This is a genomic window from Actinomadura sp. NPDC048021, assembly GCF_040653135.1.
Lineage (GTDB): Bacteria > Actinomycetota > Actinomycetes > Streptosporangiales > Streptosporangiaceae > Spirillospora > Spirillospora verrucosospora.
On sequence record NZ_JBEZJQ010000018.1, the window covers coordinates 139,205 to 159,958 of the forward strand.

A 20,754-nucleotide genomic window follows, 5' to 3' on the forward strand; every position below is an offset into this window, starting at 1 on the left:
GTTTGACAGCCATCGTACTAAGGGGTTCAGTGGACCGACCTGCTACGAGGAAGGGCCCCGCGATGGCCATGACGGTGATGTTCCACGAGCTCGGCGGTCCCGAGGTGATGCGGATCGAGGACGTGGAGGTCCGCGAGCCCGGCCCGGGCGAGCTGCGGATCCGGGTGGAGGCGATCGGCCTCAACCGGGCCGAGGTGCTGTTCCGGACCGGCCGCTACATCGAACCGGTGACGGCGTTCCCGGCCAGGCTGGGCACCGAGGCCGCGGGCGTCGTGGAGGCGGTCGGCGAAGGCGTCACCGGGTTCCGGCCAGGGCAGCCGGTCAGCACGGTCCCCGGGTTCTCGCAGAACGAGTACGGCGTCTACGCCGAGCAGGCGATCGTGCCCGCCTCGGCCGTGCTGCACCGTCCCGAAGGGCTCGGCGCGGTCGAGGGGGCGGCGGTGTGGATGCCGTACCTGACGGCCTACGGCGCGCTGGTCGAGGTCGGCGGCATGCGGCCCGGCGACACGGTCGTGCTGAACGCCGCGTCCAGCAGCGTGGGCCTGGCCGCGATCCATGTCGCCGACCGCGTCGGCGCGACCCCGATCGCCCTGACCCGCACCGCCGCCAAGAAGGACGCGCTGCTCAAGGAGGGCGCGGCCGACGTGATCGTCACCGGGGAGGACGACGTGGCCGGACGGGTGCTCGCGGCGACCGGCGGCCGCGGCGCCGAGTTCGTCTTCGACGCCGTCGCGGGCCCCGGAGTGACGGACCTGGCCCGGCTCGTCGCCCCCGGCGGGTCTCTCCTGGTGTACGGGGCGCTGAGCGGCGAGCCGACGCCCTACCCCGGCATCGAGCTCGGCCTGCCGGCGCTGAACATGCGCACCTACACGATGCTGGAGACGGCCAGGGACCCCGAACGCCTCCGCCGCGCCGCCGCCTTCGTGACCTCCGGCCTGCGCTCGGGCGCGTTCCGCCCCGTCGTCGACCGCGCCTTCCCCCTGGCGGAGATCGCCGACGCCCACCGCCACCTGGAGTCGAACACCCAGATCGGCAAGATCGTCGTCACCGTCCCCCGCTGACGCCCCGAGGAGCCCGGAGCGTCGTCCGAGCCGACGCGGCCCTGACGCCCGCGCCAGGCCACGGGTGTCCGGATGTGACAGGACCTCGTCATGGCGGCCATCGCGACCCGCTGCGAGGATAGGGACATGTCCGCTTCGCACCGTGTCGTCATCGCCGTGTTCCCGTGCGTCGATCTTCTCGACGTCACCGGGCCCGCCGAGGTGTTCGCGATCGCGAACCGGGAGCTGTCCGGCGGGACCCCGTACGAGGTGCTGCTCGCCGGGCCGGACGGAGGCCAGGTGCGCACCAGCGCCGGTGTGCGGCTCGCCACCGACCTGACGTTCGAGGAGGTCGGCGACCGTGTCGGCACCCTCGTGGTGCCCGGCGCGCTCGACTCCGCCGGCGTGCCGGTGGTCGATCCGGATCTCGTCGGATGGATCGCGGAGACCGCCCGGCACGCCCGGCGGGTCGCGTCGGTCTGCGTCGGCGCGCACCTGCTGGCCGCGGCGGGGCTGCTGGCGGGCCGGACGGCGACCACGCACTGGGCCACCGCCGACCGGCTGGCCGCCGACCACCCGGATGTCGTCGTGGACCCCGATCCGATCTACGTCCGGTCGGGGAAGGTGTGGACGGGCGCGGGAATCAGCGCCTGCATGGACCTGGCGCTCGCCCTCGTCGCCGAGGACCACGGCGAACGGGTCGCGCTGGCGGTCGCCCGGCAGCTGGTGATGTATCTCAAGCGCCCAGGCGGGCAGAGCCAGTTCAGTGTGCCGCTCTGGCACGCGCCCGCGCAGCGCCGTGACATCGACGAGCTGCGAGCGTGGATCTGCGCGAACCCGGCCGAGGACCTGTCGGCGGCCGCGCTCGCCGAGCGGATGTGCCTGAGCGAACGGCACTTCAGCCGGGTCTTCCGCAAGGAGACCGGCGCCACCCCCGCCGCGTTCGTCGAAGCGACGCGCGTGGAGGCGGCGCGGCGGTTGCTGGAGGGCACCGACGAGCCGCTCGACCGGGTCGCCACCGCCGCCGGGCTGGGGTCGGCGGAAACACTGCACCGGGCGTTCCGGCGGCGCCTTGGCACGACTCCGGCGTCCTACCGGCGGCGGTTCCGCACCGCCGCCTGACCTTTCCCCTGTTTCCCGGCCCCGCGCGGCCGGTGCCCCACCCTGCCTTTCCCTTTCTCGAGGAGGATGCGATGAGTGCTGTTTCGGCGACCCTGCGTGAGCTGATGGGCCTGGACGGCGGACTGCCGTCCCTGGCCGCGAGCACGCTGATCATGATCGACTTCCAGAACACCTACCGCACGGGCGTGATGGCGCTGCCCGACGCCGACCGGGCGCTGGACGCGGCGGCGCGGCTGCTGGACCGTGCCCGCGCCGCCGGGACGCCGGTGGTGCATGTCGTCAACGACGGCGGTGAGGGCGGCCCCTACGACATCCGCGCCGAGATCGGCCAGGTCGTGGAGCGGGTGGCGCCCCGTGACGGTGAGCCGGTCGTGGTGAAGGGCTTCCCTGACTCCTTCCACGAGACGGACCTGCTGGACGTGCTGCGCGGGGCCGATGCGGGGCCGGACCTGGTGCTGGCGGGCTTCATGACGCACATGTGCGTGCAGTCCACCGCGCAGGGCGCGTTCAACCGCGGTTACCGGCCGACCGTCGTCGCGGAGGCGAGCGCCACCCGGCCCTTGCCCGGCCCGGACGGAGCGCCGGTCCCGGCGGAGGTGCTGCACGCGGCGGCCCTGACCACGATCGGCGACCTGTTCGGCCGGGTCGCGGCGCGCGTGGACGACCTGCCCGCCTGAGGTCAGGCGTCCGCGCCCGCGCCGTCCTGGCCGCCCCGGCGCTGCCGCGCGGACCAGGCGCCGGCGTCCTCGCTGTAGCGGACCAGGAACCGCGCGAACTGGACGCGTTCGGCCGGCTCCCAGCCCGCCGTGATGTCCTCGAAGGTCGCGCGCTGCTCGGAGGCGAAGCGGCGGCGCTCGGCCTCTCCGGCGTCCGTGAGTTCCAGGACGGTGCGGCGGCTGTCCGCCTGGGACGCGGCCCGCCGCAGCAGCCCGTCGGCGATGCAGGCGGCGACGGTGCGGCTGGCGACGGGCTGGGTGACCCCCATCTCGGCGGCGAGCCCGCCGACCGTCATCTCCCCGGGCGCGTTCGCGACCACGTTGAGGACGAGGTTGCGCGTGAGGTCCGCGCGCCCGCCGGAGGTGCGCCGCCGCAGGTGCGACAGCGCGGGCCCGATCTGGTCGAGGAGGGCGCTGCCGTCGGTTCCCGGGTCCCGGGGGGCGTTGTCCATGCGGCCATCCTACGGAGTGGTGCCCGGCATGCATATACATGACGTCATGCATTTGCATAGCAGGTGCTATATATTGGCGGTGCACCCTAAGGATCGAGGTAAGCCATGCCCGTGACCGCTGTCACCGGCGCCCAGGTCTTCGACGGCGAGAACACCCTGGGCGTGACCACCGTGCTCGTCGAGGACGGGCGGATCGCCCGCGTCGGCGGCGACGTCCCGGAGGGCGCCGAGATCGTCGACGGCGCCGGGGCGACGCTCCTGCCGGGCCTGATCGACGCCCACGTCCACACGTCCCGGGAGTCGCTCGCCCTGGCGCTGCGCTTCGGCGTGACGACCGAGCTGGAGATGCAGGGCCTCCACACGCGCGACAACCGCGGGGACATCGGCGAGAACGACGCCCTCGCCGATGTGCGGTCCTCCGGGTTCGGCATCACGCCGCCGGGCGGCCACCCGAGCGAGCTGTTCCCGGAGGGCTTCCGCCCCGGGCCGCCCCCGGGCGTGAAGCCGCCCGGGCAGCCGCCGCTCATCCCGTTCTCCACCACGCCGGAGGAGGCCGTCGCGTTCATCCCGCAGCTGATCGAACGCGGCTCCGACTACATCAAGTTCATGGTCGACGACGGCAGCGTCGAGGGGCACCCCGGCCTTCCGATGCTCGACCAGGCCACCCTGAACGCCGGCGTGGCCGAGGCCAAGAGGCGCGGGATGCTCACCGTCGCCCACACCCTGACCCTGGACGCCACCCGCATGGCCGTCGAGGCGGGCATCGACGGCCTGGCCCACCTGTTCATGGACCGGCCCCCCACCGGCGAGATCATCGACCTGATCAAGGATGCGGGGGTGTTCGTCGTCCCCTGCGTCGTCCTGAACGCCTCCATGATGGGGATCACCGGCGGCGACCTCGCCGACGACCCCCGCGTCGCGTCCCGGCTGAGCGCCGACTGGGACACGACGCTGCGCTCCAGCTACGGCCACTATCCGCAGGGCGAGATCGAAGACGTCCTGGCCACCGTCAAGGCCCTCGGCGACGCGGGCGTGGACCTGCTGGCGGGCACCGATGCCGCCATGCCCCTGCCGTTCCTGGGCGGGATCGCCCACGGCGCGAGCCTCCACCACGAACTGCAGTACCTGGTCCGCGCCGGACTCGACCCGGTGCACGCCCTGCGCGCGGCCACCTCCGTCCCCGCACGCCGTTTCGGCCTCGACGACCGCGGACGCATCGCCGAGGGCCTGCGCGCCGACCTCCTCCTCGTCGACGGCGATCCCACCACCGCCGTCTCCGACACCCTCAACACCCGCGCCGTCTGGCGCCGCGGCACCCGGAGAGACCCTGGCATGTGAAGCGACGGCCTCACGGGCATCCTATAAATACACGGACGTCTATATGATTTCCCGGGCGGCCTTGCCGAGCTGAGGAGAGCCGATGCGCGATGGTCTGGAGCTGGCCGGGCGGTACCGGCTGGAGGCGCCTCTCGGCAAGGGCGGCATGGGGGAGGTGTGGCAGGGCGTCGACCTGCGGCTCCGCCGCCCCGTGGCGGTGAAGATCCTCACGTTGAGCGGGGACGTCGACGGGGCCGGGGTCGCGCGGTTCCGGCGGGAGGCGGAGATCGCCGCGACCCTGAACCATCCCGGCATCACCACGGTGTTCGACGTCGACGAGCACACCGACGGGGGGCTGCGCCTGCTGTTCCTGGTGATGGAGCTGATGCGGGGGCGCGACCTGGCCTCGGTCCTGCGCGACAGGCCGGCCGGGCTGCCCGCCGCGCAGGTGACGGACTGGGCGGTGCAGATCCTCGACGCCCTGGCCGCCGCCCACCGGCGCGGGGTCGTGCACCGGGACATCAAGCCGGCCAACCTCTTCCTGACCGACACCGGGCAGGTGAAGGTCTGCGACTTCGGGATCGCCCGCCTCGCCGACGCCACCAAGATCACCGCTACGGGGTCGTCGGCGGGGACGCCGGTCTACATGGCGCCCGAGCAGATCGAGGGCCACGCCGTCGACGAGCGCACCGACCTGTACGCCTTCGGCTGCGTGCTCTACCAGCTGCTCACCGGGACCACCTGGGTGGACACCGAATCCAGCGCCGGCGCCATCCTCTACCAGCACCTCAACAAGGCCCCGGCGCCCCCGCGATCCGTCCGGCCCGACATCGACGACCGCCTGAGCGCCCTGGTCCTGGACCTGCTGGCCAAGCAGCCCGACGCGCGTCCGAGGGACGCGGCCACCGTCGCCGAACGCCTGCGCGGCCTCACCGCCCGCCCGCCGTTTCGCGGCGAGCCGATGGGGCCGCAGCATGTCCCTCCCGAACAGCGCGGCGGACACCCCCGGACTCCACAGCCCCAGATGGCGAGCCACCCCACGGTGGCGGTCCAGCGCGGCGGCGCCGGCACCGCGATCGCCGCGATGGCGCTGGCCCTGCTGTGCGTTCCGGGGCTCCTGATCATGCTCCTCCGCTCCGCCTATGACCTGGATCTCCCCGATTCGCCGGGCGCGGTGCTGGCCAATGTGAACATGGCGGTGGGCGTGGCAGAGCCGGTCGCGCTCGTCGCCGGAGCGTGGCTGCTGTCCAGGCACAGATCGGCAGGACGCTGGACGATCGTGATGACCGCCGGCCTGGTGGCCCAGCGCATGTGCGCCAGGGGGGACGAGTACGGTTGGGGCCCTCTAGTGATCGTTTTCATTCTTGCGGTCGCTGCCCTGATCATGGCCGCACTCCCGGCTACCGGCCGCTGGTGCCTGCGGCGAAGCTAGCTCGCCGTCCGGCGCACAGGTACTGCCCAGAAGCCCGAGCGAGGAGTGGGGACGAACGGAGGAGACCCGTGCTCACCCTGGCGCAGATCGCTGAGGATCCGGACTCCCTGCGGAGCCGTCTGGAGTCGCCCGACGGCGTGCCCCTCGTCTTTCGTCCCTTGGCCCGAACCGACGCCGAGAGCCTGGCCGGCTTTCTCGCCGCGCTTTCTCCCGAGTCCCGCAGGTTCAGCGGGTTCGACGGCGACGACCTGGCGGCAGCGCAGGAGTTGTGTGCGGCCATCGCGCGCTACGACAAGCTCCGCCTGGTGCTGGAGGAAGAAGCGTCAGCCAGGATCGTGGGGCTGCTGGAGTTCAGCCTCTCGCTGCCGGAAGGCGACCTCGTGCGCTACCGCAGAGCCGGAATCCACCTTGGTGAGGCGACCGACTGCCGGTTCGGCCTGACGCTGGCCGACGACCACCAGGGCAAGGGGCTGGCGACGCTGGTCTTGCCGCTCGTCTGCGAGGTCGCCCGGCGGCTCGGCAAACGCAGGATCATCCTGTGGGGCGGCGTTCTGGCCGACAACCCCCGCGCCATCCGCTACTACGAGAAGAACGGCTTCCGGCGGGTCGGCTCCTTCGCCGGGCCGGACGGCCAGACGTCCCTGGACATGATCCTGGACATCGATCCCCGATGAACGGGCTGGGCACGGCACGCATCGTGCCTGGGTGGGACGTCCATATCCTCTGATCTCGTCGCCGTCCGTGGGTATCCGACCGCTCTCGCGATCGCGATGGGAACCGGATGGGGGCGGCTCGGCAACAACGGGTGTTCCGACCCGAAGCCGAGAGGCCGTGTATGAGCACAGCGAGTGAAGAGGACGCCGATGACGCCTCCGTCATCAGGCGGTCCCGGCAGGAGCCCGAGGCGTTCGCCGAGGTGTTCCGCCGGTACGCCCCGGACATCAAGCGGTACGTGATCCGCCGGCTGGGCGCCGACGCCGCCGAGGACGTGGTGGCCGAGACGTTCCTGGCGGCGTTCCGGCAGCGCGACCGGTACGACCTGTCCCGTCCGAACGCGCGGCCCTGGCTGTACGGGATCGCCACCAATCTGATGGGCCGCCATGTGCGGGCGGAGGTGCGGCAGCTGCGCGTCCTGGAGCGGATGGGCACCGACCCCGTGATGGAGCCGTTCACCGAGCGCAGCGACGAGCGGCTCAGCGCGGGGGCGTCCGGCAGGGCGCTGGCGAGCGCGCTGGCCGCGCTGCCGAGGGGGCACCGCGACGCGCTGCTGCTGGTCGCCTGGGGTGATCTCAGCTACGCCGAGGCCGCGCAGGCCCTGGGCGTGCGCGTCGGGACGGTGCGGTCCCGCATCAACCGGGCCCGGCACAAGCTCCGCAGGCACCTCGGTGCGACCGAACCCGTGATCTACGTCAGTGAGGAGCCCGTCCATGAATGAGATGACCGAGCTTGAGCGGTTCCGCTCGGACGTTCCCGAGCTCGACCTGACCGACGTGCGGGCCGAGGAGCGCCGGCTGCTGAGCGTCATGCGGGACACGGCGCCGGAACACGGGCGTTCCAGGCCCGTCCTCGGCCGGACCCGGCGCGGGTGGATCGGTCTGGCGGCGGGACTGGCCGCTGCCGCCGCCACGGCCGGGGTCATCGCGGTCGGCACGGGCGAGGAGCCGGGTACCCCGCCGGTCGTGCACACGATGCCGGTGGCGTCGGTGCAGCTGCTCAAGCAGGCCGCCGACCACGCGGCCAAGTCCCCGGAGCTGCACCCGCGTCCCGGCCAGTTCCTGGTCTTCGAGTCGCGGACCATGGACACCGTCGAGAGCAACTCCGGCGGGCGCCACGAACGCTACCTGGACCGGCAGGAACGGAAGATCTGGCTGCCCGTGGACGGCGACGCCACCCGCGGAGTCCTGTGGGCCAGGACGCTGGAGCCCAAGCCGTATCCGGGATGGCCCGTCCCGGCCGTGGCCCGCCAGGGCGTGGGACGCAGCTCGATGTCCAAGGCCGCCGACTTCGACCGCCGCGCCGAGCACCTGCGCAGCGACTACGCCTACCTGAGCCGCCTGCCGGCCGATCCGGCCAAGATGTACCAGCACCTGTACATCGGCCTGGGCACCGGCCCCCAAGCCGACGCCACGGCGTGGCAGAACGTCGGCGGCATGCTCACCGAGGCCTACATGCCCCGCGCGCAGCGGGCCGCGCTGTTCCGGGCGGCGGCGGCCATCCACGGCGTCACCACCGTCGGCCGCGCGGTGGACGCGGCGGGCAGGACCGGCATCGCCGTCACGCTGGACCCGCTCGACGGCGGTATCCGCGAGGAGTACATCTTCGACGACAAGACCTACGAGTTCCTCGGCCGGCGCAGCGTCGTCACCAAGGCCGAGAAGGCGGAAGCCCCGGTCGGGAGCGTCCTGACCAACTCGGCACAGCTGAAGGTCTCCATCGCGGACCGCCCCCCGGCGGTGAACTGAGCCCGCGGCGCAGGCGGGGCCGGTCATCCCGACCGGCCCCGCCTCGCCTCGCGCTGTGCGGCAGGCTCCGGGCCGGTCAGGACGCCGTCGCGAGCGAAACGAACGCCACTGCCATGCCTGTGACGCACACGACCCCGGCGACCGCGAAGGCGAGCCGGTAGGGATGCTGCTCGACCCACGACACAAGGCCCGGGTACGTCTCGGCGAACTCCTTGGCGCTCACGGGACGGCCGGGCCCGCTGCACGGCACGCCGAGCGCGTCCGCCAACCAGGTGAGGTCCTCGCGCGAGTAGAGGCTGCCCTGCACTCTGAAGAGCAGGGCGCGCTGCGCGCCGAGCACGAACAGGCTCTCACCGGCCCCTCCGCGGGGCGCGATGATGCTCGCGCGCACCACCTCCGCGACGCGCGAGCGTGGCTCACGTTTCCGGCCGAACAGCCCTTGGACGACGAGCTCGTGAGCCGTCAGGGTGATCCGGGCGCTGAGAAGGGCCCCGATCGCCAAAGGGATCAGTAGGGCGAACAGGCCGCCCACGATCAGGGCGAACACGGTCGGGGCGTCGCCGATCAGGATCGCGGCGACGATGCCCGCGCCCGCCACCGCCACGACGACCAGAACGATCAGCCCCGTCCGGAAGTCCGGCCGAACCACGAGCTCATCCTGATCACTGCTCACACCGACATCAGCCCCTTCTCCGGCTGCTCAAGAGCCTGCCGCATCGTCGGCGATGCTCCGGCCTCCCAGAGTCGGGTTCATCTGGTCAGGGCGTCGACACGGTCTCTGACGTCGGCGTATTCGTTCTCCGCGTCCTCGACGATCGCTTTCGGGGTTCGGCCTTCGCGTCGTTGGAGGTGGATTTCGGCGATGCGGGCGAGCTCGGGCTGTGGGCCGGGGTCCTCGTCGACGTCCTCGTCGGCTGTGTACGCCATGGAGGCATCGAAGGGGGCGACGCCGGCGGCGAGCAGGTAGAGCAGGTCGCACAGATCCTTGGCGACCGGGCCGGCGTGGCCTTCGCTCCCGAACAGCACGACGGGTTGCCGCTCGATCGGAAGGCCTTCATGGACGAGCCAGAACGCGACCCGCCCGCCGCTGCCGTCCACCCCGAACACGCGGAACTCCCGGTCGGCGTCGTCATTGCCGGTCCAGGACGCGACCGCCTTCGGCTCGAAGCGGTCGAACGCCTCGAAGTCGATCCCGTCGAGTCCAGAGGCGTCCTGGTGGTCCTTCAACGCTCGCAGGGCGGCGGGAGCGGGCTCGTCGGGGTCGGGAGCCGGCCAGAGCGGGATCGCCCGGGCATTCGGTATCGCCGCCTCCAGCAGTTCCGGGTCGTTCTCGGCGCGTTCGTTGAGGGTCAGCAGGTACCAGATGAACCGGCCGTCCTCGTGGTAACGCACCTCGAACGTGCTCTCCTCGTCGCGGTGCAGTACGTGGACGACGTTCCCGTACTCCGCGACCATGCTGTCCAGCGCCCGTGCGCGGGCCTCCGGCTCGGGCAGCGCGACCGTGAGGCCGTCCCGCACCGGCGCGGGATAGGACTCGGTGAAGTAGACCTTGGTGACATAGCCGATCACCGGACCGCGGCCGCGCACCCGGGGTGAGGGGTAGCGGCCGGGGACCCTCACAGTGGCCTTGTAAGCCATCTCCCAGCCTTGCTCCGGGACGCCCATACCGTCCCAGCCGTCCCTGGCGGGAAACATCGGCGGTGGACGCAGACCGTGGGCACGGTGCAACTCGGCCAGCCGAGGATCATCGGTGCGGCTGCCGAGCAGCTCTTCCAGCAGGGCGAAGGGCGGCGAGGTGATCACACCTGGACGGTAGCGGGATTCGAGAGCGACCGTCCCGGCCACCTAACCAGACTTGTCAGTCTGGTCTTGTGGCCGAGGGCACGCGTGTACGGCCACGTGAATCCGCGTATGACGACGACCAGGACGTCCATTTGATGAAGACCTATGTGATCACTGGTGGCACCGACGGCATCGGTGCGGCACTGGCCCGCGCGTTGTTCTCCCGGGGCGACAGGGCCGTGATGGTCGGGACCGACCCGAAGAAGGGTGAACTACTGGTGGCCGAGGCCGCCTCGGCACCGGGAAGCGCGGCGTTCGTCAAGGCCGACCTCAGCCTGGTCTCGAACACCCGCCACACCGTCGACAGGCTCACCGAGGAGCACCCGGCCATCGATGGCGTGGTGCTGTGCGCGAGGTTCATGCGGTCCCGCCGGTCGGTGACCGCCGAGGGGTTGGAGAGCAACTTCGCACTGTTTTACCTCAGCCGCCTGCTGTTGGGTTACGGGCTGCTCGGTCCGTTGGAGAAGGCGGACCGGCCGGTGATCGTGAACGTCGCCGGGCCCGGCCACGACACGCCGGTGGCCTGGGACGATCTGCAGAGCATCCGGCAGTACGACCTGGTGCACGCGATGTTCATGACCGGACGCCTGAACGATCTGCTCGGTGTGACCTTCGCCGAGCGGCACGGCAAAGGTCCGGTACGGTACGTGCTCTTCCACCCCGGCACCACGGCGACCAGTTACGCGGGCGAACTCGATACGCGGACCGCGGCGTACCTCCGGCAGCAGCGGAAGATGGCCAAACCCGCGACCGACGTCGTGCCGCCTCTCCTGCGGCTACTCGATGATCCGCCCAAGCCGCCGTTGACCGCGTTCCACCTGTTCATCGAGCTGAACGTGCACAGCGAACTGTTCTCCGCAAAAGACGCGGCGCGACTGTCCCGCCTCACCGACGAACTTCTCGCCAGGGTTGGCTGACCAGGTCGGACGTCGGCGCCCGCCAGCCGATCGATCAACGATGGCCTCATCGGGAAGTCCGCTCTGCAGCGGACTGGCAAGACCATCTGGTCGGACTGGTGAGTCTGGTTCGACGGGCCGTTGCGTAGGCTGTGGGAATGAGTGGAGCCGTCGCGGCGCGTGGCCGGATCGACAAGCGGCAGGCGATCCTCGACGCCGCGTTCAGCGTCTTCGCCCGAGCGGGTTACGCCCAGGCCGGGGTGGACACGATCGCGGCCGAAGCGGGAGTGGCCAAGGCCACCGTGTACAGCCACTTCGGCGACAAGGAGAACCTGCTCCGCGAGGCCGTCGCCGCCTCCGCGGATCAGGCGCTGGCCGACAACCTGGCCGCGGTCGACCGGCTCACCGATCGCGGCACCGACCTGCGCGCCACGCTGGAAGGCGTCGGCCTGCGCCTGCTCCAGTGCTACTGCGACGACCGGTCCTGGGCGCTGCGCCGGCTGCTCTCCGCCGAGATCAACCAGTTCCCCGACCTGCTCGACACCATCCACACCCGCGCGTCCGACCGCATCACCGAAGCCCTGGCCGACCGGCTCGCGCGCCTCACCGTAGGTGGGCACCTGCACACCCCGGACCCACTCCTGGCCGCCGAACAGTTCTTCGGCCTGCTCTCCGGCCCGATCGACAAACGAGCACGCCTCGGCACCCGGCGCGTCCCCAACGCCGAACTGCGAGCCCTCTCTCGCGCCGCGGTCAGTACCTTTCTGCAGGCATTCGCCCCGAAATCGACTGAAACCGCCTAGGGCCTGTTTTGCGGATCTGGATCTTTGGTTTGTGGCTTGATGGTGGCCATGGTGCGGCGACATGAGTTGACCGATGCGGCCTGGGCGCGGATCGAGCCGTTGCTGCCGGTTGCTTCGGGTCCTGGTGGGCGGTGGCGTGACCACCGGCAGGTGATCAACGGGATCTTGTGGAAGGTCCGGACCGGTGCGGACTGGCGGGACGTGCCCGAACGCTACGGGCCGTGGCAGACGCTCTACCAGCGGTTCCGCCGCTGGAGTAGGGACGGGACCTGGGAGCGGCTGCTGGCGCACGTCCAGGTCCACGACGATGCGATCGGAATCGTGGACTGGTCGGCGGTGTGCGTGGACTCCACCATCGTGCGCGCCCACCAGCACGCCGCCGGCGCCCGCAAAAAGGGGAACGGCAGGGGACGAACCCGGCATCACCAGCCGACGGGCAGGAACTCGGACAGGCGCTCGGGCGGTCCCGCGGCGGACTGACCACCAAGATTCACCTGGCCTGCGACGGGCGCGGCCTGCCGCTGGCGTTCACCGTGACCGCCGGCAACATCAACGACTGCACCCGGCTGATCGAGGTCGTCGAAGCGATCGCGATCGGCCGGACCGGGCCGGGCCGTCCGCGCACCCGGCCCGGGCACCTGATCGCCGACAAGGCCTACTCCACCCGCATCATCCGCGACTACCTGCGCAAGCGGCGCATCCCGCACACCATCCCCGAACGCAGCGACCAACTCGCCGCCCGCGCCCGGCGCGGGCACCGCCGCTGCGGCTTCGACCGGGACCGCTACCGCCGCCGCAACGTCGTCGAACGCTGCTTCAACCAGCTCAAACGCTTCCGCGGCCTGGCCACCCGCTACGACAAGCTCGCCGCCCACTACCGCGCCGTCGTCACCATCGCCAGCCTCATCCTCTGGCTCAACCACGATCCACAAAACACGCCCTAGCGCCGCGTCCCTCAAGCGCCGGCGCCTGGCGTCTGGTGTTGCGGAGTGGGAACGCCTCGAAACCGGCCTGCCTGCAGGTGCTTTCGCCAACGCTTCGAGGCCAGGGCATCCCAGGTCGGCATTGCCGCCGATAGTTGCCGATTCCCGTCGATGCGGTCGAGTTCTGTACGGTCTCTTCTGAGCCCGTGCGAGTAAGCGGGAAAAATCTAAAGCAGGAGAGAATCATGAGGGGTCTCACGAACCTTCTCACCATCCTCGTCGCAGCGATCATCGGCGGTGTCACCGCCAGTCAGGTCTCCCTCATGTCCTTGGTCGGCGACGTCAGCGGGCAGGATGTCGTCAGGGCCGTCATGCTGGGCGGCGCCGTTGGCGCCATGCTCGCCATCATCGCCAGCGTGCTCATCGTCATCATCGCCGGCGTGGGCACCGTCCTCCTGGGCAAGGTCGCCTCGTACACCATGCTGGGTTGCGGCCTCGTGATCCTTGGCCTGAGCGGCTTCATGTTCGCCTTCGGCGACCAGGGGCCCCTCGCGTGTGCCATGGGCCTGGGCATCCTCGCGGGCGTCCTCGCCGACTACATCGCCGGCCGCACCGGCACCGTCAGCGCTGCTGGAACAGTGGCCCCGCAGGGGCAGAACCCCAAGTCCTCCGGTGATGGTTCGCAGAAGTAAGGCCGGGGAACCGACACCCATCGGCGGCCGGGACCCTGTTCCCGGCCGCCGATCCGTTCGACGGCCACTGCGACATCCAGGTACCGGCGCACCGCGCCGGGTTCATCTGGTCAGGACACGATCTCTGACAGGCGCTGCCTAGGCGATCGCGTCTGCCGCCGCCTGCGCCGCCCATCTGCCACCGTCGTCTCGCCGGATGAGGCGGCGTCTCAGGCGACCTTGGTGATCTTGCATTCGATGCCTGCGGGGCCGATCGGAGCCTGCGCCGCGGAGGTTCCTCCGAAGGTCTTCGTGCCTCGAACCTCGAAGGTCTGAAGGCCGATCCGCTGGCGGGAGGCCGCATCCAGGACCTCGACGGTGACCGAGTAACTCGTCGCGTCGCCTGCGATCGTGCCGCTGATCGTCACCGTGCCCTGCGATCCGGCCGCATTCACCTGGCAATCGACGTTGGCCCTGTAGTTCTTCGGGCCAAGGGACGGGGTGTTCCCTTCCAGCGCACCGATCGAGTAGAGCACGGCGAGCAGTCCCAGGAGCCCCGGCAAACCCAAGGCGATGATTAGGAAGGTCTTCTGCCTCGGGCGGGGACGCGAGCCGTACTCGTCATTGGCCATGGTCCACTCGTGAGTAGGCATCGCTGTCCCGTCACCCCGGTCGATCCCGCTGAGCAAAGTCTGTGCAGGTCAGCATATGGCTCAATATGCGTGGTTTGATCTTGTGGGTCTGGTACGGGGCCCGGTCGGCGCCGGTGGCCAGGCCACTGCGGTCCACGGACGATGAAGGCGCCCAGGACGCTCCGTGCACACGCTGAGGCGGGCGTCACCACCGTCTGCCGCGCGGTGGACGCGGCAGGCAGGACGACACCCACCCCTCCCAGGATGCTCAAGAGCCTGCCGCATCGACGGCGATGCTCCGGCCGCGCCCTCCTGGGACGTGTGGCATGTGATCCCCCCCGCACGGAGAGCACGAGCGGCGATGATCAGCCCTCCCCTCGGGACGCAGGACGATCGCGATCACCGCAAGCGCGGTGGCGCTCGGCGCCGAAGCCTTGGTGACGGTGACGGTGACGGCCGTTGGCCGTGGTGGATCAGGCGCTCTTGCGGAGAGTTCGCTTTCCGCAGTTGGGGCTGATCTCCACGGCCGGTTCGTCATATGTGCCGCAGAGTTCGACGGCCCCACCCCAGGTCTCGATCCGGAGGGCCCGGGGGGCGTCCGCCATGATTCGCACACGCGGGGTGAGGGGTAGCGGCCGGGGATCCTCACGGTGGCCATGCAGGCCATCTCCCAGCCTTGCTCTTCCCAGGGTGGTCTGCGTGGGTGTTCCAGGCGGAACCCCAGCACGGTCGCGCCCCGCCACCGGCCTCCAGCGCCCGATGCTCATACGGAATCGATCAGCTCATCGCCGCTCGTAGTCGATCAACCGTGCCGGGTCGGACGATAGGTCAGCACCTGCGTTTGGCCGTCAAAAGTACGGGCCCCGAGCAGCTCCAGGTCGAAGTCGTCCGCACCGTCGAAGATTCGGTCAACGCCGGTCGCCCCGGAGATCACTGGGAAGACCGTCATCTCGATGGTGTCGATCAGGCCGGCGTTCAGCAGCGCCCGGTTGAGTTTCAGGCTGCCGTGGGAGCGCAGCGGCACGTCGGATTCGGCCTTGAGGCGCGTGACCACCTCGACGGGATCGCCGGACTCGATGGTCGTCTCCGGCCAGTTGAGCGGCTCGGTCAGCCGGCTGGAAAGCACCGTGACCGGGGAATCGAACATGCGCGTGATCCACCCGTCGAACAGGCTGCGATCGAAGCCTGCGGCGAGGAACGGCGCGTTCGACGTGTAGGTGTTGGCCCCGAGCACCATGCGCAGCGGGTCGCGGTAGGCGGCGGCGCGGTGCGCAAGGAATTCGGGGCCCTGCTTGCCCCAGTAGCCGCCCCAGTCGCCCTCGTGGTTGGCGAAGCCGTCGAGCGTGGAGAAGATGTCGAAGGTGTACGTGGCAGTCACGGTGTCTCCCTGCGGGAAGTCGGTCGCGCCGCGCCTTGCGGCGGCCTCACCCCTGCTACGAACACCACCGCCCCGACCCGACACGCCTCCCGGATTTCTTTCGAAAAATCTTTCGGGCTCTTGCGGATCGAGGATGTAGCTCTCGGCGCGCCCTGCCGCCTCGACGAGCTCGGCTTGGAGGTGAAGGGGCAGCGGACCGGCATGGCCAGGGTGGAGGAGACCGCGAAGGTCATCGGGGTCAGGCTCCACCTGCCCGTTGAAGGCCAGGCTGCGGATGTGCGGATGCGCGGTCTTGGGGCGGGGAACTCCAGGTCGGGACCGTCGGGTTCCAGCATCATCCCGATGTTCAACGCGGCAGAATGTCTCGCTTGGCCCGGCTGAGGAGGACGGCGAAGGCCTGGGGGGTGAGGGCGAGGTGGCCTGCGTCGGGGGCTTTGCTGTCCCTGATGGCGATCGCGTGGGGAAAGGTGGCCAGCTCGACGCACTGGCCGCCGGTTTCGTCACTGCGAGTGGATCTGCGCCGTGAAAACAGGGCGAGTTCCACGCAGTGGCCCCCAGTCTCGTCGCTATGTGTGGATTTGCGCCAGGGAAGACGGGCGACTTCCACGCACTGCTCGGAAGTGCCCGCTGTGCTTCTACTGCTCTTGCGCCACGTGGGGCGGTGTTCCGTCACAGCGTCTCCTACCTCGTTCCGTGCCCGCATGCCGGCCGGGTCAGTGCGGGAGTCTGTCCTGCTTGGCGCGAGCGAGGAGGTCGGCAAAGGCGCGGCGGGTGAGGGTGAGGTGCCCTGCGTCGGGAGCCTTGCTGTCGCGAACGGCGACTGCGTGGGGGAGCGCGGCCAGCTCGACGCACTGGCCTCCAGTCTCGTCGCTGTGAGTGGACTTGAGCCAAGTGGTCATTTCATCAGTCCTAGCATGTGCTTGATCAGGATCCTTGACTGGTCCTCTGGAAGCGCAAGCGCCCCAATTCGGTCATAGCTTACGCCGAACTCCCGTATTTCCGGAGGGCGTTCGACCAGCCGCCCCATGCGTCCCGACTCCAGGTAGGCGACCTCTGAGTCTCGCGTGGTCATGAGGCTGAGCGAGCCGCTCACTCCCGGCCATCCTGCTGAAACGGGGAAGATGCGCAGGCTTACGTGGTCGAACTCCGTTATGCGGAGCAGATGGGAAAGTTGACCGGACATCACTTCTGGCCCACCCACCTGCCACCACAGGACCGTCTGCGCGAGTATCACCCAGAGGTGAGGTGGGTTCGGCCCATACAGGCGCTCCTGTCGCTCCATGCGATCTTTCACGGCACTCTCGACGTCCTCGACTACGCCGCCTCTCTGGAACAGCGCGCGTGCGTAGCTCTCACTCTGGAGCAGGCCGAACACGACGTCGGATGTGTAGTTCCTGATGGACGTGGCGTCGCGCTCGTACTGCAGGAAGGCGCCTACGCGTGGGCGGTCGTGCCCGTCCTTGGCGTGTTCGGCGAGGGCGGTCAGTAATCCCGCCGTGCCCCATGCTTCGTCCAGCGGCGCGAGGTTCGCCTGGTTGGGGCGGCGGCGGCCCGCCTCCCAGTTTGAAACATGCGACCGGGAGGCGTTTGCCACGTCCCCCACCTGCTGGCAGGTCCACCCGTGGTTCAGGCGGAGAAGTCGCAGTTGAACGGCTACGAGGTCCCAGAGGGAAGATCGCGGATCGAGTGAGTCGTGGCTTTCCATTGCCGACCCTTCTGGAGATCGTTCGTTTTCAGTGCGGGTGAAAGTGTGGCCAAAGTAACTCGCTGATCGCACTGTTGTCCGTGAAATCCGGTGAAAGGAGGGTGGTGGAAATGGCGGTAGAGGTCGTAGATGCGGGCGAGGTGGACATTTGTTGCCTTGCTGATCGGACTGTGCCGGGGATGGTGCGGACGGTGGTCGGGTTGCGGCTTTCGGAATGGGGGCTCGGGGTGGTGGCTGACAGCGTTCTCCTGATCGTGGCGGAGCTCGTCACCAATGCCGTGCGGGTCGCCGGGGAGCGGGAGATCCGGATCAGGTGCGTGCGGGAGGTGCGCGGCGTTTTGGTGGCTGTGTGGGATCCGTCTGAGGAGAGGCCCGTGACTCGGCCGGTGTTGGGGCCGGGGGATATGGGGCCGGACGCTCGGGCGCTGGATGACGGGTACGACGACGGGACGGGCGGGTGGGGGTTGCCGCTTGTGCAGGCGCTGGCGTCCGCGTGCGGGGTGACCGGGGCCGCGCCCGGCAAGTGGGTGTGGGCGAGGGTCTCGTGCTGAGGCGGTGGCGGAGGCGGCAGAAAGCCGTCCGGTATCTGGATCTGTTGGCGCTCGCGGTCGGGGCGCTTGGGTGGCGGTGCGTGAAGCTGTACGGGCGCGAGTTCCCCACGCCGCTGCTCTGGGTGTACGCGAGCGGGGTCGCGGAAGACGTGGGCGTGGTCGTGAGGGCGCGGGCCGTTGGCGGTGCGTGGGTCTACCAGGACGTCCAGCGAGGCCGGGTCCTCTTCCCGTGCGGGGACGCCAAGGCTGCCGGGGAGCGGGTCGATTCCGTGCTGAAGGGGCGGTTGTTTCCGGCTACGTGGTGAGGCGGTGGCGCAGGCGGCGGATGTTCCGTTGGATCAGGGTTTCCTGGAGAGCCACCGTTGCCAGGGCCATGGCTGCTTCGGCGCCGGCTTGGGCTATTTCCTCCGGGGTCGGTGGTGTCGTTGTCTCCGCGGACGGGTCGTAGCGCAGGTCTTCAAGGTCGCCGACGATGTGCGCGGGTGTGTCCTGGAGGGCGGCCAGATCCTCGTTGCTCCACTCCGTCAGGCGTTCCCGCCATTCGGGTGGGGTGGCGACCTTGCCGCCTCGTCGGGGGCGGGCCTGGAAGCGGGCCGTGACGGCCTGGCGGATCCAGTCGGCGTGCTGGCCGCTCCAGGACGCCTGGCGGATGGCCGCGTTCATGGACGACAGGACCAGCGTCTCCGGGGCCGTCAGGCCGGTGTGGGCGCGTTCGGTGGGCATGGTGGGCGGTTCGGCGAGGGCGAGAAGGCCGATCGCCTCGGCGAAGCGTTGCCACAGGAGGCGCGGCGGCCTGCCCGGAGTGGTGACGATGCTGACGCGGGTGGCTCCCGCGTCCGACCAGCGTCGGGCCAGGCGGCCCAGGTCGAACGCCCGCCACAGGTGGGCCGACCGGTCCGTCTCGATGTGGTCCCGGCCCTTCTCGCGCTCGTTGGCGAGACCGGTCAGGTAGGTCCCGAAGCTCACCGAGCGGCCGTTGCGGATGTGCTGCTGCCAGAGGGAGGGCAGGGCCCAGCCGAGGCTGCGGGCCGTGACCACGACCTCGATGTCGTCGGCGCCCAGCGCGTCGAAGAAGCGGTGGATCGCGGGTGTTCGGATGACCGAAAGGGCCTCGGCCGAGAGGAGGACGGTGCCGGGCCTCGACTTCACGTCGTCCAGCAGCGTCTGCCAGGAGGTCGCTTCCTCGGAGGCGCGGTCGTGCGACACCCAGGGGAACTCCGCACCCAGCAGGCCGTAGGTCGCCCACTCGTGGTTGGCGACCGTCCGCTTCCCCCGGGCCCAGTCGGGGCTGACGGGGTAGCGGACGCCCGCCTTGGCGAGGGCGTCGGCGTTCGCCTGGAGCACCTGCTGCAGGAACGTCGTGCCCGACTTCTGCACGCCGATGTGAAGGATGATTCTTGTTGCCACCCGGGCCACTCCCCCCGCGACCTGTCGGTCACGAAGGGTAGTGGCCCGGACGGGTCAGGCGTGGGACGTGGTGATGGACTTGCCGAGGGCGCTGCCGCTGGTCCACTTGGAGAAGGGGAGCTGCCAGTAGCCCCAGCCGTTCGTCCACTGGAGGCTGCGCTTGGTGCCGGTGATGTTGACGATGTCGCCCCGGTAGGACCAGTGGAAGAACCACTGGGCGTCGCTGGAGGGCGAGCGGACGCAGCCGTGGCTGCAGTTGCGCCGGCCGAGGCAGGTCGGGTCGTCCATGTTCTGGTGGATGTACTCGCCGCTGTTGGAGATGCGGGTCGCCCACGGGACCTTCTCGTCGTACCAGCCCGGGTCGCCCTTCTTCTTGCCGGGCGGGCGCATGCGCTCCAGGCGGACGTGGTCCATGGTGAGGTGGACGCCGCTGGTGGTGAGCAGGTGGTCGACGCCGTCGCCCTGGACGTCGCCGCCGCTGCCGAGGCTCACGCCCCAGGTGCGGACGGTGCGGCCGTTCTTCTTCACGACGGCGCGGTGCGTCGTGGCGCTGATGTTGACGACGTGGGAGTCGCCGATCTTGAAGGTGCGGACCGTGTCGCGGTCGCCGAAGACGTTGTCGCCGATCTTCAGGCCCGCGAAGTGGACCTTGACGGTGACGGTCTGGTTCGCCTTCCACGGGTGCTTCGGGCGGAAGACGACCGAGGGCAGCCCGTTGAAGGACTCGCCCGCGCTCAGCCAGCGCCAGGCGCCCTCGGTGGGCGTCGTCGATGAGATCTCGATGGCGCGCTCGATGGCGGGCTTGGCCTTCTCCGGGACGGCCTTGTTGAACTGGACGAACACCGGCATGCCGGTGCCGACCGTCTCGTTCTGGCTGGGCACGACGTTGTTGACGCGGGTCGCCGCGGTCGAGCGGATCGTGCGGAACGCGCTCGTCGCGGTGGTGGACTTGCCCTTGTCGGACGTCGCCGTGGCCGACACCTGGTAGCTGCCGCCGGGCTGGAGCGTCCACGTCGAGCGCCACTTGGTCTTGTCGGCGGACAGGGCGCCGGGAACGTCGACGCCCTTCAACTTCACCTTGACGTCGCCGAGCTTGCCGCCCGCGGCGGTCACGGTGACGCCCTGGTCGGGACGCGCCTTGCCGCTGCCGTCCGCCGGAGTGATCGTCAACTGGGGGGCGCCGTCGTCGCCCTTCGTGGTCGTCCCGCCGCCGCCGTCGCCGCCGCTGCTTCCACCGCACGCGGTCGCCAGGCCCAGGACGAGCGCCATCACCAACGCCTTACCTCGCACCGTTCTCCCTCAACAGCCCGCCGGTTCCCGCGCGATGCGGGGCCGGCAACAAGATCGGTTGCGGAACGGCCTTTATTCCGGCCCGCCCGGAGGCGGGACGGCCGGGTTCGGCGTC

The 20,754-nt window shown here is 70.1% G+C and carries 23 protein-coding genes and 2 pseudogenes; 14 read left to right on the forward strand and 11 right to left on the reverse strand.

Annotated features, from left to right (window positions below; genetic code table 11):
- The first annotated feature begins 62 nt into the window (after window positions 1-62).
- The 3 genes from AB0C87_RS27865 (at window position 63) to AB0C87_RS27875 (ending at window position 2,839) form a co-directional block, all read left to right on the forward strand.
- On the forward strand, window positions 63-1,061 hold the full coding sequence (locus AB0C87_RS27865; protein WP_360580273.1) for a zinc-dependent alcohol dehydrogenase family protein: 999 nt from the start codon (window positions 63-65) through the stop codon (window positions 1,059-1,061).
- A gap of 126 nt (window positions 1,062-1,187) precedes the next feature.
- A complete protein-coding gene (locus tag AB0C87_RS27870; RefSeq protein ID WP_360580275.1) occupies window positions 1,188-2,162 on the forward strand; it encodes a helix-turn-helix domain-containing protein in 975 nt (324 codons plus the stop codon).
- Window positions 2,163-2,233: 71 nt separating this feature from the next.
- Entirely contained in the window at window positions 2,234-2,839 is a 606-nt protein-coding gene (locus AB0C87_RS27875) for an isochorismatase family protein (RefSeq protein ID WP_345177936.1), read from the forward strand.
- A 2-nt stretch (window positions 2,840-2,841) separates the two neighbouring features.
- Here AB0C87_RS27875 and AB0C87_RS27880 read toward each other — a convergent pair whose 3' ends face one another.
- A complete protein-coding gene (locus AB0C87_RS27880) occupies window positions 2,842-3,330 on the reverse strand; it encodes a MarR family transcriptional regulator (RefSeq protein ID WP_353831975.1) in 489 nt (162 codons plus the stop codon).
- A 105-nt stretch (window positions 3,331-3,435) separates the two neighbouring features.
- On the opposite strand from AB0C87_RS27880, the gene AB0C87_RS27885 reads away from it, so the two are divergent.
- The 5 genes from AB0C87_RS27885 (at window position 3,436) to AB0C87_RS27905 (ending at window position 8,541) form a co-directional block, all read left to right on the forward strand.
- Window positions 3,436-4,668 (forward strand): amidohydrolase family protein, encoded by a 1,233-nt coding sequence (locus AB0C87_RS27885; protein WP_345177939.1) that lies wholly within the window; start codon window positions 3,436-3,438, stop codon window positions 4,666-4,668.
- Window positions 4,669-4,750: 82 nt separating this feature from the next.
- Complete coding sequence (locus AB0C87_RS27890) at window positions 4,751-6,079, forward strand: serine/threonine-protein kinase (RefSeq protein WP_360580278.1); 1,329 nt, start codon at window positions 4,751-4,753, stop codon at window positions 6,077-6,079.
- A 68-nt stretch (window positions 6,080-6,147) separates the two neighbouring features.
- Complete coding sequence (locus AB0C87_RS27895) at window positions 6,148-6,753, forward strand: GNAT family N-acetyltransferase (protein ID WP_353831973.1); 606 nt, start codon at window positions 6,148-6,150, stop codon at window positions 6,751-6,753.
- 161 nt (window positions 6,754-6,914) lie between these two features.
- Window positions 6,915-7,514, forward strand: coding sequence for an RNA polymerase sigma factor (locus AB0C87_RS27900; RefSeq protein WP_345177946.1), 600 nt, complete (start codon window positions 6,915-6,917; stop codon window positions 7,512-7,514).
- Window positions 7,507-8,541 (forward strand): CU044_5270 family protein, encoded by a 1,035-nt coding sequence (locus tag AB0C87_RS27905; RefSeq protein WP_360580281.1) that lies wholly within the window; start codon window positions 7,507-7,509, stop codon window positions 8,539-8,541. Before AB0C87_RS27900 ends, AB0C87_RS27905 begins: the two co-directional genes overlap by 8 nt.
- 76 nt (window positions 8,542-8,617) lie before the next feature.
- Here the strand turns inward: AB0C87_RS27905 and AB0C87_RS27910 are convergent, their stop codons facing one another.
- Window positions 8,618-9,190: a hypothetical protein gene (locus AB0C87_RS27910; protein ID WP_360580283.1), complete on the reverse strand. Its 573-nt coding sequence runs from the start codon at window positions 9,188-9,190 to the stop codon at window positions 8,618-8,620.
- A 101-nt stretch (window positions 9,191-9,291) separates the two neighbouring features.
- Window positions 9,292-10,344, reverse strand: coding sequence for a hypothetical protein (locus AB0C87_RS27915; RefSeq protein ID WP_360580285.1), 1,053 nt, complete (start codon window positions 10,342-10,344; stop codon window positions 9,292-9,294).
- Between the two features lie 134 nt (window positions 10,345-10,478).
- Here AB0C87_RS27915 and AB0C87_RS27920 point away from each other — a divergent pair, with 134 nt between their 5' ends.
- The 4 genes and pseudogenes from AB0C87_RS27920 (at window position 10,479) to AB0C87_RS27935 (ending at window position 13,697) form a co-directional block, all read left to right on the forward strand.
- Entirely contained in the window at window positions 10,479-11,300 is an 822-nt protein-coding gene (locus tag AB0C87_RS27920; RefSeq protein ID WP_360580287.1) for an SDR family NAD(P)-dependent oxidoreductase, read from the forward strand.
- Window positions 11,301-11,437: 137 nt separating this feature from the next.
- A complete protein-coding gene (locus AB0C87_RS27925; protein WP_360580289.1) occupies window positions 11,438-12,082 on the forward strand; it encodes a TetR/AcrR family transcriptional regulator in 645 nt (214 codons plus the stop codon).
- A gap of 48 nt (window positions 12,083-12,130) precedes the next feature.
- A pseudogene (locus AB0C87_RS27930) lies at window positions 12,131-13,026 on the forward strand (IS5 family transposase).
- Window positions 13,027-13,250: 224 nt separating this feature from the next.
- On the forward strand, window positions 13,251-13,697 hold the full coding sequence (locus AB0C87_RS27935) for a hypothetical protein (protein ID WP_360580291.1): 447 nt from the start codon (window positions 13,251-13,253) through the stop codon (window positions 13,695-13,697).
- Window positions 13,698-13,906: 209 nt separating this feature from the next.
- Here the strand turns inward: AB0C87_RS27935 and AB0C87_RS27940 are convergent, their stop codons facing one another.
- From AB0C87_RS27940 to AB0C87_RS27965, 6 genes and pseudogenes are all read right to left on the reverse strand, one after another.
- Window positions 13,907-14,308, reverse strand: coding sequence for a hypothetical protein (locus tag AB0C87_RS27940; RefSeq protein ID WP_360580293.1), 402 nt, complete (start codon window positions 14,306-14,308; stop codon window positions 13,907-13,909).
- Window positions 14,309-15,110: 802 nt separating this feature from the next.
- Window positions 15,111-15,686 carry a dihydrofolate reductase family protein gene (locus tag AB0C87_RS27945; RefSeq protein WP_360580295.1) on the reverse strand — a complete coding sequence of 192 codons (576 nt, stop codon included), beginning with the start codon at window positions 15,684-15,686 and terminating at the stop codon, window positions 15,111-15,113.
- A 346-nt stretch (window positions 15,687-16,032) separates the two neighbouring features.
- Complete coding sequence (locus tag AB0C87_RS27950) at window positions 16,033-16,230, reverse strand: DUF397 domain-containing protein (RefSeq protein WP_360580323.1); 198 nt, start codon at window positions 16,228-16,230, stop codon at window positions 16,033-16,035.
- Window positions 16,231-16,281: 51 nt separating this feature from the next.
- A pseudogene (locus AB0C87_RS27955) lies at window positions 16,282-16,389 on the reverse strand (DUF397 domain-containing protein); the annotation flags it as partial.
- 10 nt (window positions 16,390-16,399) lie between these two features.
- Window positions 16,400-16,585, reverse strand: a complete 186-nt coding sequence (locus tag AB0C87_RS27960; protein WP_360580297.1) for a DUF397 domain-containing protein — start codon at window positions 16,583-16,585, stop codon at window positions 16,400-16,402.
- Window positions 16,582-17,391: a helix-turn-helix transcriptional regulator gene (locus AB0C87_RS27965; protein WP_360580299.1), complete on the reverse strand. Its 810-nt coding sequence runs from the start codon at window positions 17,389-17,391 to the stop codon at window positions 16,582-16,584. The genes AB0C87_RS27960 and AB0C87_RS27965 overlap by 4 nt, the downstream gene beginning before the upstream one ends.
- Window positions 17,392-17,501: 110 nt before the next feature.
- Here AB0C87_RS27965 and AB0C87_RS27970 point away from each other — a divergent pair, with 110 nt between their 5' ends.
- Window positions 17,502-17,942, forward strand: coding sequence for an ATP-binding protein (locus AB0C87_RS27970; protein WP_360580301.1), 441 nt, complete (start codon window positions 17,502-17,504; stop codon window positions 17,940-17,942).
- Between the two features lie 80 nt (window positions 17,943-18,022).
- Window positions 18,023-18,247, forward strand: a complete 225-nt coding sequence (locus AB0C87_RS27975) for a hypothetical protein (protein ID WP_360580303.1) — start codon at window positions 18,023-18,025, stop codon at window positions 18,245-18,247.
- On the opposite strand, the gene AB0C87_RS27980 is transcribed toward AB0C87_RS27975, so the two are convergent.
- Together AB0C87_RS27980 and AB0C87_RS27985 are read right to left on the reverse strand one after the other, a co-directional pair.
- Window positions 18,237-19,349: a hypothetical protein gene (locus tag AB0C87_RS27980; protein ID WP_360580305.1), complete on the reverse strand. Its 1,113-nt coding sequence runs from the start codon at window positions 19,347-19,349 to the stop codon at window positions 18,237-18,239. The two genes, AB0C87_RS27975 and AB0C87_RS27980, sit on opposite strands and share 11 nt — an antisense overlap.
- Window positions 19,350-19,403: 54 nt before the next feature.
- Entirely contained in the window at window positions 19,404-20,618 is a 1,215-nt protein-coding gene (locus AB0C87_RS27985) for an Ig-like domain-containing protein (RefSeq protein WP_345177970.1), read from the reverse strand.
- Window positions 20,619-20,754 lie beyond the last annotated feature (136 nt).

Coding starts and splice junctions, on each gene's coding strand:
- AB0C87_RS27865 (WP_360580273.1), top strand. CDS start 63: ATGGCCATGACGGTGATGTTCCACGAGCTCGGCGGTCCCGAGGTGATG.
- AB0C87_RS27870 (WP_360580275.1), top strand. CDS start 1,188: ATGTCCGCTTCGCACCGTGTCGTCATCGCCGTGTTCCCGTGCGTCGAT.
- AB0C87_RS27875 (WP_345177936.1), top strand. CDS start 2,234: ATGAGTGCTGTTTCGGCGACCCTGCGTGAGCTGATGGGCCTGGACGGC.
- AB0C87_RS27880 (WP_353831975.1), bottom strand. CDS start 3,330: ATGGACAACGCCCCCCGGGACCCGGGAACCGACGGCAGCGCCCTCCTC.
- AB0C87_RS27885 (WP_345177939.1), top strand. CDS start 3,436: ATGCCCGTGACCGCTGTCACCGGCGCCCAGGTCTTCGACGGCGAGAAC.
- AB0C87_RS27890 (WP_360580278.1), top strand. CDS start 4,751: ATGCGCGATGGTCTGGAGCTGGCCGGGCGGTACCGGCTGGAGGCGCCT.
- AB0C87_RS27900 (WP_345177946.1), top strand. CDS start 6,915: ATGAGCACAGCGAGTGAAGAGGACGCCGATGACGCCTCCGTCATCAGG.
- AB0C87_RS27905 (WP_360580281.1), top strand. CDS start 7,507: ATGAATGAGATGACCGAGCTTGAGCGGTTCCGCTCGGACGTTCCCGAG.
- AB0C87_RS27920 (WP_360580287.1), top strand. CDS start 10,479: ATGAAGACCTATGTGATCACTGGTGGCACCGACGGCATCGGTGCGGCA.
- AB0C87_RS27925 (WP_360580289.1), top strand. CDS start 11,438: ATGAGTGGAGCCGTCGCGGCGCGTGGCCGGATCGACAAGCGGCAGGCG.
- AB0C87_RS27935 (WP_360580291.1), top strand. CDS start 13,251: ATGAGGGGTCTCACGAACCTTCTCACCATCCTCGTCGCAGCGATCATC.
- AB0C87_RS27940 (WP_360580293.1), bottom strand. CDS start 14,308: ATGGCCAATGACGAGTACGGCTCGCGTCCCCGCCCGAGGCAGAAGACC.
- AB0C87_RS27960 (WP_360580297.1), bottom strand. CDS start 16,585: ATGACCACTTGGCTCAAGTCCACTCACAGCGACGAGACTGGAGGCCAG.
- AB0C87_RS27965 (WP_360580299.1), bottom strand. CDS start 17,391: ATGGAAAGCCACGACTCACTCGATCCGCGATCTTCCCTCTGGGACCTC.
- AB0C87_RS27970 (WP_360580301.1), top strand. CDS start 17,502: ATGGCGGTAGAGGTCGTAGATGCGGGCGAGGTGGACATTTGTTGCCTT.
- AB0C87_RS27985 (WP_345177970.1), bottom strand. CDS start 20,618: ATGGCGCTCGTCCTGGGCCTGGCGACCGCGTGCGGTGGAAGCAGCGGC.